The organism is Xenorhabdus budapestensis (assembly GCF_002632465.1).
GTDB lineage: Bacteria > Pseudomonadota > Gammaproteobacteria > Enterobacterales > Enterobacteriaceae > Xenorhabdus > Xenorhabdus budapestensis.
The window spans coordinates 19,272-30,115 of the sequence record NZ_NIBS01000007.1; the positions used below are offsets into that span (position 1 = coordinate 19,272).

A 10,844-nucleotide genomic window follows, 5' to 3' on the forward strand; every position below is an offset into this window, starting at 1 on the left:
TCCCCTGTTTCTCCTCATCATGATGGCATTCCGTCCACTGTTGCAGAGTCCCGCACATAATAGTCAGCAATACCTTTCTCTTGATGCCCAAAATTGAGCATTTCATCTGTAAAAAGCCATTTTTTGAGACAGGAACAATATTGTTGGAATACGGTCGAAAATTCGTTCCGGCCGGACTCCAGCATGTCCCACTGGAGCCGAAGATAGGATGAATTGAGTACAGTAGAAATATTATCCAAGACAACACCCGGTGTTTGAGAGACGCTATATATTGGTTCAGGAAAATTCGTGCCGTAAGCTAACAAGCAGGTGTAAACAATGGGGAAATGTAAATTGGGATAATGCGCTGCCACTTCCAGTTCATCAACGGAGCTATAGTGTCGATCTTTATCAAGCTGCTCCTGAACCCGGAGAATGAGCCGTTCTGATGTTTGGTCTGTATCAACATCAGAAAAACTTACCCAACTGAGACGAGTAAATACGCCTGTAGTGGTTTCGAGCAGTTCAGCATATCTGTCCCAGGAAACGACGGCGATGGTAATAGGTTCATGTTCATGTCCCCCCGTTTTTAACCTATGCCAATTTAAAACTGTTAAACCGAAAGCTGTCAGCAGGATACTATCAACAGAAACACCAAGCTTTTCAGCCAGCGCCTGTATCTGTCGGTAGTAAGGCAATACCTGGGTAAGTTGTGCGGGAAGTGACGCTTGTTGCTGTGCTACTGGCGTTAATCCATTAAGCCCCTGCCTCATCCGGGAGAATTTATCATGCCAATAATCCCTCGCCGTTGAACAGGCTAAAGCACTTTGCTGATGCTTATAATGAAGGACAACATCCTGAAATGTGATGTTCTGTACCGGTAATCTATATACCTCTGATTTATATTTGTTAAACAATTGGTTAAGGATCAGAAAAATACTTTTTCCATCAATCAAAACAAAATCAAAATTGACAAACAGGCGATTTTTCTGCCCTCCAAGCGTACATACCCGAATGCGATACCCTGGGTATTCACCCGCTGAATAATGCGTCAACAACATTTCATTGCGTATTTCATTACATCGCTGATGAAATGTATCCTCTGTCCCGATCACACTTTCGGTCAGAATAGTATAATCAGGCACCTTATCTAACACGCCCTGATGCAACGAAGTCAGATAACGTGTTCTAAGCACCGGGTGATAAGCAACAACGTCATTCCAGGCTCTGGCTAACCGAGGTATATCGAGCACATCAATATCAAACTCAAGATGGCAGCAACAAACTTTGCCCCCCCGTTTCACGGGCATCATTTGCCCCGCATATAAGGCTTTTTGAATGCCAAGCATAGGAAAAGAGTTGTTATGTGCTTTCTCTGAAACAGATCGTGCCCGGGCAATCAGTTTTTGACGATAAGCGTCAAACAAGGTAATGACAGAACCTTGTTCCAGTAACGCATGCGCGACATACCAACGGTAGACCAACCGTCCGTTAACCTCAAAGACATGATGATCCAGCGCGACCTGAGGCGTCGTATTCATCATATGTTGAATAGACCAACCACCCGCAGGATCAGGTTGTTGAAATGCAGAAGAGATTAAATTAGTGAAAACCACCGGCAAGCGTATGTCTGCACGTTTAGCCGGATTCTGGCGTAATTTCCTGAGTACATTGACCGCGCCAACAAAGCTATGATTAGCATCTCTGTCTAGCTGTTGCTGGCAAGCCATGACCCGCGACTGAAAAGTGTGTTCAGGCTGCCATTCCGAGACAAAAATATTGCTATTGGCCAGCAATCCAACCAATCCGTTTATCTGCTGATTGATGGCCAACCGATTGAAGTTAGTCAGATTGAGGCTAAAACGCGGTTGTTCGGTAAACTGATGAAGCACTTCACAAAATACACTCAGCAATACAGCTCCTGTTGAACAGGACCACATATCGGCCTGTGTCTTTATTGCCGACCATAATTCGTGATCCAGTTCGGCACTTAAACAATGAACGGTTTGCTGCACAGGATATTGAGCAAGATGATATTTCAGCTCAGGCCCCGGCGATATATCATCCAATTTATCAATCCAATACTGCATGCTGTGCTGAAAGTGCTCGCCTGTGCGAATCTGTTCAACTAAGGTGAGGTATTTCCTCAAAGAATAGGTTGCTGGCAATTCATATTCAGGATCTTCTGACAGATGATGCCACTGTTCTATCAGCAAAAAGACACTGGCCGCGTCAGTGATCACCTCATCCAGTGCAATCTGCACAACGGTATGTTCAGTATCCACTATAAATGCCCTGATTTCGAAGTAGGGCCAACGAGCTAAGTCAAATACTTTACAATTCAGTGCCGCCCGGCTGTTTGTCAGATAATCGGCTTTTTCTGAATCTGAATATTCCGTTAAGTCAATGACAGGCAAAGAATGATAGGCATAATCTTCCAGTACCTGTTGTTGAAAATCGTGGTTAACAACCGTATGCAGGGATTCATGATGATCAACTAAATGGTTCCAGGCCGATTCGATTTGTTTAAGTGATATTGATCGGGCGATATGAAGTTCAAAATAAAGTGTGCTACCAACACGTTGACCATAGGTGGATAGTGCCCGTCCAATCACAAATGACTCTTGCAGTTCAGAAAGCGGGAAGGCTTGCGCGGAGTTTTCTTCTGCTGAAGGGAGCAAAAACGCTGCCGCTGCTGCAATTTGTTCTTCTGTAAGCCGCTTACCGGTAAGCAAATCATCGACCAGCGCTCTCACATTTCGTTGTTCATAAAAAATCGTAAATTGGAGGGATACACCGAAAACAACCTGCCAAAAATCCAGAAAACGGACGATATGCAGCGATGTCAGATGCAATGTTGAAAAGGGTGTGTTCACCGACGGGATTTCATGACCGATAATATTTTCCAGTGTCCTGACGACGAATCGTTCGGCCTTTTCCCGCAACGCCATCGTCCGATCGGAAAGAAAAGCGAATCCGTTATCAGCGGATAAATGGACGTCATGCGTGCTGGTTGGCAATGATAATGCTGTTTCAACTGCCTTTAATTCGATTTTACAACGCTCAAATGAGTAAACTGGCAGGCTGATACGTCCGGGTAGTCTATTCCGATATAGCCGGCGCCATTCAATATTTGCTCCTTTAATCCAAGCACTAAGTAACTCACGCTGGTTATTTTCCGCTAGCCAACCATTAATTTTCTCTTGCCACACACCTTTTTCAAACTGATCGGCATTACCGGGGGCAATGATGTTTTCACTGCTGCACTCACACCGTTTAAGCTGCTGGCATAAATCATCCAGACTTTGAACAAGAAAACCTGTACGAACCGGCATACTTTCCCTGCCGACCTGTAAGGTAAACGCCAAACACGCCAGCACAAGCTCAGTTCCATTACCGCTGCTCTCAGATTGATACAACGATAAAAATGCATATAGCTGTTTCACGCGTTCTTGCAATGCGTTAACGGTTTTTGCCGAAAGAAGAATGACACAGGGGAGGTTTATCTCGGTTTCCGGCTGTTCGGGCCGTTCGTTCTCTTGCAGAATAAGATGTGCATTTGTTCCACCAGCACCAAAACAAGAGATGCCAGCGATTCTTGGCATGTTCATACCTTCCCCGTTGTCTTGTCTCCATTCCATTAAAGCTGAATTAATTGAGAAAGGTGTCTGCTCAAAAATGATGTCGGGATTGAGCCGTTCACCATAAAGTGTTGGTGCAATCGCTTTATGTTGCATCTGGAGCAAGACTTTAATGACACTACCCACACCTGACGCCGCTTCACAATGACCGAAATTCGGCTTTCCCGAACCAATCAAGCACGCAAAGTGACGGTTACCTGAGCGTTTCTGAAAGGCTTTTGTTAATGCGCCGACTTCAATCAAATCGCCATACCGAGTCCCTGTACTGTGTGCTTCGACATAACTGATTTCATCCGCGTTGACCCCTGCTTCTGTCATGGCCTGTTCAATCACCACCTGCTGTGCTTTCGGCTCCGGAGCACCAAATCCGTTCGATCTTCCATTTTGATTAACCGCACAGCCTTGGATCACACCATAAATATGCGCACCTTCATTTAATGCATCCTCTAACCGTTTTAATACCAAGACACCAATCCCTTCTCCCGGTATATAACCATTGCCACCTTCACCAAAACTGTTAAGTTCAGGCGCTGAAGACAGCATTTTCCGGCGGCTAAGGGTTAAATATTTATTGGGATGAAGAGTCAGATTCACACCGCCGACGACAGCAGCGTTGATGCGTCCTTGTTTCAGATCCTGACATGCGAGTTGAATCGCGACCATGGAAGACGTACACATGGCATCCAGGGTAATGCTTGGCCCGTGGAAATCCATAAAATAAGAAAACCGGTTAGCGATACTGGCCTGACTACCAACTAATCCAACCGGTTGCTCCAGTTCATCAGATGTCACGTCATGCAGTTGATACTCACTGTACATGGAACCCACATAAACGCCGACCGCTTTTATTCCATCCTTTTCTCTCTTCCCGTCAGCAGCAAGCGTCTCAGGTGTATAACCTGCATCTTCAATCGCTTTCCACGCTTCCTGCAAGAATAATCGCTCCTGAGGATCCATTGCGGCGGCTTCGTTTTCAGAAATGTCGAAAAACGCAAAATCAAATTCATCAACACTGTCCAGAAAGCCGCCCCATTTGCTAAAGTGACTACCAGTATGCGTATTTTGCTTGTTTTCGTGATAATAATGCCGCCAATCCCAGCGATCCTGGGGGATCTCGCTAATACAGCGCTTACCTTGTTTAAGGTTGTCCCAAATCTGGGCGATGTTCTCTGACTGCGGATATTTTGCACTTATCCCGATAATGGCAATGTTCAACCGATTATCAGCGGTATTCTGTCGCTGGTTGACAGAGGGTTTGCAACATTCAGGCTCCTTCTCCACGGGAAGAAGGGAGTTATCTGCATGATGAGTCACAGTTTGTGCCAGATAGTGAGCAATATCGGCAATACACTTATATTCATAAAATAACGTTTTAGGCAGCGAACCAAATGTTTTTTCCAATACCGCAACCAGTTGTACTGCGATCGCCGAATCAATACCGTATTTGTCCAAAGGTTCAGAAGTACGCAACTGTGTTGATGCTATGCCTAACTCCTTACCTATAATCGCTTTTAGTTGTCCGATTATGGTCTCTGGTACAGGCTGATTTTGCACGGGTGGCTGATGATCTTCTGTCTGCAACACAACATGAGATCCTACAGATACCCGTTGTTCCCGTACCCGTTCTCGCGTTGAAAATCCCTTTATCGCAACACAGACGGCACCATTGTTGTCACAGATGACGATATCCATCTTCCTGATAGGTGATTGTGATACAGACGATGCGGAACCTGTCACCCACGCCCATGCTTCATCTTTAACCGGCCGAATAACGCTGATTTCATCAATGGCAAAAGGGATCGGTGTGACTGCCCCCTGTTTGAGATCTTCTGTTGTCAGTAATCCCAGACAGGCAGCCTGTAGCGCACCATCCATCATGGCAGGACAGAGCGTGAACGGTATTGATTTAAACGGCATTGATTGATGGGCAAACTCATAGACAGGAGCGTTATCAGCTATAAATGTCAGCTTCGCGAGCACAGCGGTGTCCCCGTTAGGGATTTTCCCTATTGTGACTTCCTGAATAGCTTGATGCTGCGCGCCAATCTGAATACCAAGCAGTGAAAGTACGCCGTAACATTGTGCGGTGGTTAATCGACGTTCCTGGCAGTATTGTTGATACTGCTCAATGTCCAGAGAAGGCCTGTGTTGTAATGGTGAAAAAACAATACTCCCGACAGTAAAAGGATCAGAATACCAGCCATCGGCTTCTTCATGCTTTGCGGTTCCTAAAGCAACACCAAAACTAAAAACGCTTTCTTCTTCAAATGAAGTCTCTGGTTTAATATTCACCGTCAGAGCCAATGTTTGTTCGGTTTCTGCCATGATGACTGGCTTCGCCCAACCCACGTTGCGTAAACTTAACTGATTTGTTGCCGATAGATTTGTGACCGATGGAATACCCGCATTTTCTGCACTGTCTGACCGCAATAACATTGCTGTATGCCGTACAAACTCAAGATGGACCACACCCGGAAGAACCATTTGCCCATTAACCACATGTTCACGCAAGTAAGGCTCGGTTGCGTTGACACGGAACAGGCAGGTTTTCTGTTCATCATTCAATGGCGTATTCAATGGTGTAGTCGATCCACCAGTGGAAAATGGCGGGTAATGGATGTCACCTAAAAATGCCCGGACGGGCAAACCTGACAGGCGGCACGGAAATGTATTTCCCCATAAATGTGACCAGTCTGGTTTCTCACCTCGTAACCAACGCAACAGCAATTCAGGGATCATCTCATCTGCCAGAGAGGAAGAGAGTGATTGTTGCGTCTGTAAAACCGATCTTAACGCCTCTTCCTGCCGAGGTTCGCCGACATTTTGAATAAAAATATCGCCATTCAGTACGCTATCTAGCTGTGATATCAGTTCAGATAAATGGGATGCGCCCAATATTACCCGATATTGACGCGCTTCACGGGACTGCAAGGTGAATGCCAAACGCGCTAAATCAACATGTTGTTTCTGTAAATCTTGTTCCTGTAAATATCGTTTTATCTGAACGATATGATCACGTAACGATGCTTCCGAATGTGATGATAGCGGTATGAATACCAGCGTTGCTTGCTTAGCGTGGGTATGTTTTTGTCCGATAAACTCTTTAACAACGACATGGGTGTTATACCCACCTCCGGCAAATGAATTAATGCCGGCAATTCTGGGTAACGTGTCCCCTTCCCGCGTAGTAGATCCCCATTTTTTATTTTGATGATTCAGATAGAGTCCGGATCTCTCTATCGCCAAACTGTCATCGATCTCACTGAGTCCCTGAATCCCGATAATGGTCTGATGACGCAATTGCAGTAAAACCTTCACCAGTGCCACCAGCCCGGAAACAGCCTCAGTGTGCCCAATGGCACCTTTTACGGTAGATAAATCGATGTGATGATCGGGTAGGAAAACTTTCTTTAAGGCGGTAATTTCGGTGAAATCTCCTGCTCTGACGCCGGATGCATTACACTCAATAACGGAGAAATCATCTGCCGATACCCCCGCATTCTGCCAGGCTTTCCTGATGGTTTTAGCCTGCTGTTCAACATTGGCAGAAATAAGGGAGAATGTCCTTCCGCTATTATTTGCCGCGCCTCCGGCAATAATGGCATAGATATCATCACCATCTTGTTGCGCTTTTGGCAACGACTTAAGTACCACAGAGACAACCGCCTCTCCCCTGAGTTGCCCTTTGCTTCGCTTACTAAATAGCTCAGGCGCTGCCGCCGGCGACAAAATCCCATCTTCACGCGCAATAAAACCATAAGGATGCAGGAAAAGACTGGTTGCACTAACAATGGCTTGATCTGCCTGCCCTGAACGAATCAAATCACACGCCCCAAGCAATGCAGTGATGCCCCCGGTACATTCGGTATTAATAAATTGGGTGGAGCCTTGAATATCAAGAAATCGGGCGATCCGGCCCGATGACATGGCCGGTTCATTACCGGCCCAATAATAGAAATTTTCCTCTACATCTTTGTCTCTCAACAATTTTTCATAGTCATTAGACAGCGCTGAAACAAAAAGCGCTGTACGATCACCGCTCACATCCTGGTTTGCATGACCGCTGTCTTCAATGCTTTGAATAATGGTCTCAAGCAGCAAACGATGCTGAGGATCCATGTACTGCGCGACTGTGGGTGGGATCTGGAAGTACTGTTCATCAAACCGGAAAATATCATTCATGAAACCAGCAAAACGAATGATCGTTCCGGCAGATAACCAGGGGCGATCCTCAGGAAATGCAGAGAAGCCCGACTTCCCTTCAAGCAGGTTGTTCCAGAACTGAGCTACAGAATCCGCCTGCGGAAAACGCCCTGCTATGCCAACAACTGCCACTTGCTCATTCTGAACAGATTTGGGTGACGACGGGATCTTTACCTCTGCGTCATTTTTCAGCCGGGATTTTGTCTCTAATGGCAGTCTTTGCCCCCGAAAAAGTTGCTTGAGACGTGTTTCATGCTGAGGAAAATCAAGCCCCAGGAAAAACAGATAGTTCTCAGGATAAGTTTGGATTTTCGTAATATATCGATCGTCCATCTCAAGCTTCAACACACAAAACATGCCATTCAGGCTGGACAAAACAAAGGGAGACGCTTGTATTAACTCCATTCGGACAAATAAAGTTAAAGCGTTTCTGTCGCGAATAAATAACTCATCAAATAGCGTTACTCCCTCCTTCCCTATCGCCGTCCGCAATGCGTAAATAAAACTTTTCCATTCAGCAATTCCATGACCTGTGATATCGCCGTTATGAAATGTCAGCGCCGGGTGTAGCAGGCTGTCAATTTGACGTAACGCACCATGACCAAAGACAACATCAACAAGCTGTTTAGCCCGTTCATTCATTCGTATGGACTGTTCATCACAGGCTGTATGCAAAAACCCATTTTCTTTAACCAGCAAACGGTGTTGCCAGGCCGGGTAAGAGAGACGTTCTTCAGAAAGCGGGGGGCCTAGCAGAAAAAGAAAGTTCTGAGCTTGTTGCCATAACTCAACGATCTTGCCGTCACTAATACGCATTGCGATCTGACAAAAGTTAGAGTATTCACCACCAGCAATAACATCATCATGCCAGCGATCCGCTTTCCAACGATGAAATAGATGTAGAGTATGATTCTGGACAATAATGCTTTCAGGGATCAGTTTTAAATTGGCAATGTTCAGCCTGACAGACTGAATAAATTCCTGAAACGCCTGAGCGCTATTCAACTCATTACCCTGCATATGGCAAACACAGGTTTGAGCAAAAAGATGATTAAAAGCGTCAGAAGATAATTCCCCTTCCCATGCCGCTTTTAACCCCAGAACAAACTCCGTGTACGGATGTTGCAGTAGCCAAGTCGTTTTATCGGTCATAGAAATGCCATCCATTACATAATCATATGAATAATTGAGGTTTTTCCTGTCTTACTTTGCTGTCTTTTAAGTAAGGCAGTCGTACCTGCTGTTCTATTAACTTCAACTGCATGAGTTTCTGAAAGATTAAATTGGTCTGCTGTTGGCGCTCTTCGGGACGGGCATGGGTTGCTATTTGTCTAAGAAAATCGAGATACTCCTTGTCAACGGTGATATTCTCCTGCCACAGCTCACGTGCCACTTTTCCGCTGGTTTTTCCATCTATCTCATCAAGCAAAAAGAAAGAAGTGATACGATTTCTTGCCTGTTCAACAACACCACTTAAAAATTTAAGCGCGTCCACGGCGCCAATATTTGATTCCATGAAGGTGTCATAAATCGTCTGAGTTTTCGCAAAACCACTTACGTGGGTAGAGTAATATTCACCATAGATTTCCGGTGATTGAATGATTTTTGATGCGATAGAGGACATAAAGGTCGCGATACTTAAATTTGAGCCAGAGGTGAACCATGTACTGGTTCCACTTCCTCCAACCAACGCCCAGTTCTTGCCGGTAAATCGTTCATACATGAAGTGTTGTGTCGGGAGACTGACGACTTCCCGGCGGCATGTGAAATGTGTTGAGTAGTCTAATCCCCGTCTCTGGTAGGCTTTTGTCAGTAAGGCAATAATTTCTTCCGCCGTGCGATCTCTAATATCTTCAGGCAACATACTAATACCAACGGAGACATAACTGCCCATCGGTATCAGCCAGGAAACCCCTTTTAGCTGATCAAATTCTTCATCTGCACTCAGCAAGGATGTCGCGTGGATCCAGGGAAGTTCATTTGAGTCACAAAGCTTGCTGCCCGCTCTTTGATAATAATGGGTAAAAATTACTTCACGACGACTATCGAGCTCGGTATAAGGCAGCCCGATTTTGCGTCCTAATAAACGGATGTGGTTGGTACAATCCCACACATAAAAAGGTTGGATAATCTGTCCGTTTGACAGTTGAAGTAATGAAACCCTGTCACTGTCCTCAGCATATTCAACATGTTCGACTAACGCTTCAATCCAGATACACTCAGGAGCCGCAATAACTTTATCGTAAAGTGCTTTATCAAATCCAAGCCTGTCGATATGAATAAAATGCTTAGGAATATCTTCTTCCATGAAAAGCGAAGCCAGCGATTCGAAAAAGTGAAACCGCAGCCCGGCAACTAATTCTCCCATAAAAAATGGTGTGAACTCTTTGGGGTAGAAATGACGGGACATATTTTTAAAACGCCGGGCAAATTCAATACTCACCACTTCAGTCATCGATTCACCCAGTTTTGGCATATCACCGATTTCTGGCTTACCGATGATGATATGAGGGATCTTATCCTGAATAAGCTGATGGCTGATGAGCATACCGGCAATGCCACCACCGATAATCACCGGAAGATGTTGTTTGATATCTTGGCTCATTCCCGCCGTATAAGCGTTTTCGGTGAATGTGAGTGGGGACGAGACAGTCAGTATTCGCTTGACTGCTGATGTCTGGTAGGTCATCAGGTAATCAGCAAATTTATCCAGCGTTGTGAATTCAAACAACACACCGGGATGTATCTCTTCATCCAGAATACCGGAAATCTCATCCGTAAAGATGACCAGCGATTTAGAATCAAATCCCAGATCCTGAATATGTACCTCAGTGCTAATATCACCGCTCTGTTGCAATACTGCTTTTGCTATTGTTTTCAGCGACTGCAATAACATATTTTTTTCATTCATTTCACTCATCTCTGTACTCCCTTTTTCAATACCGTATTTTGTGACGTTATCCTGAATAACGGACTTAATTCGCGTGTGGTGACCAAACCATTGGCAGTGATGACTCATGG

General features: G+C 45.2%; 2 protein-coding genes. Both read right to left on the reverse strand.

Going from position 1 to position 10,844, the window contains the following annotated elements:
* Positions 1-17: 17 nt before the first annotated feature.
* The gene (locus tag Xbud_RS08500) at positions 18-8,975 is read right to left on the reverse strand and encodes a beta-ketoacyl synthase N-terminal-like domain-containing protein (protein WP_169923041.1); all 8,958 of its coding nucleotides are present in this window, start codon (positions 8,973-8,975) and stop codon (positions 18-20) included.
* A 22-nt stretch (positions 8,976-8,997) separates the two neighbouring features.
* Positions 8,998-10,842 carry a phosphopantetheine-binding protein gene (locus Xbud_RS08505; protein WP_099135666.1) on the reverse strand — a complete coding sequence of 615 codons (1,845 nt, stop codon included), beginning with the start codon at positions 10,840-10,842 and terminating at the stop codon, positions 8,998-9,000.
* Between the last annotated feature and the right edge of the window lie 2 nt (positions 10,843-10,844).

Bases quoted from the DNA above. Each gene is read 5' to 3' on its own strand.
- Xbud_RS08505 (WP_099135666.1), bottom strand. From the start codon at position 10,842: ATGAGTCATCACTGCCAATGGTTTGGTCACCACACGCGAATTAAGTCC.
- Xbud_RS08500 (WP_169923041.1), bottom strand. From the start codon at position 8,975: ATGACCGATAAAACGACTTGGCTACTGCAACATCCGTACACGGAGTTT.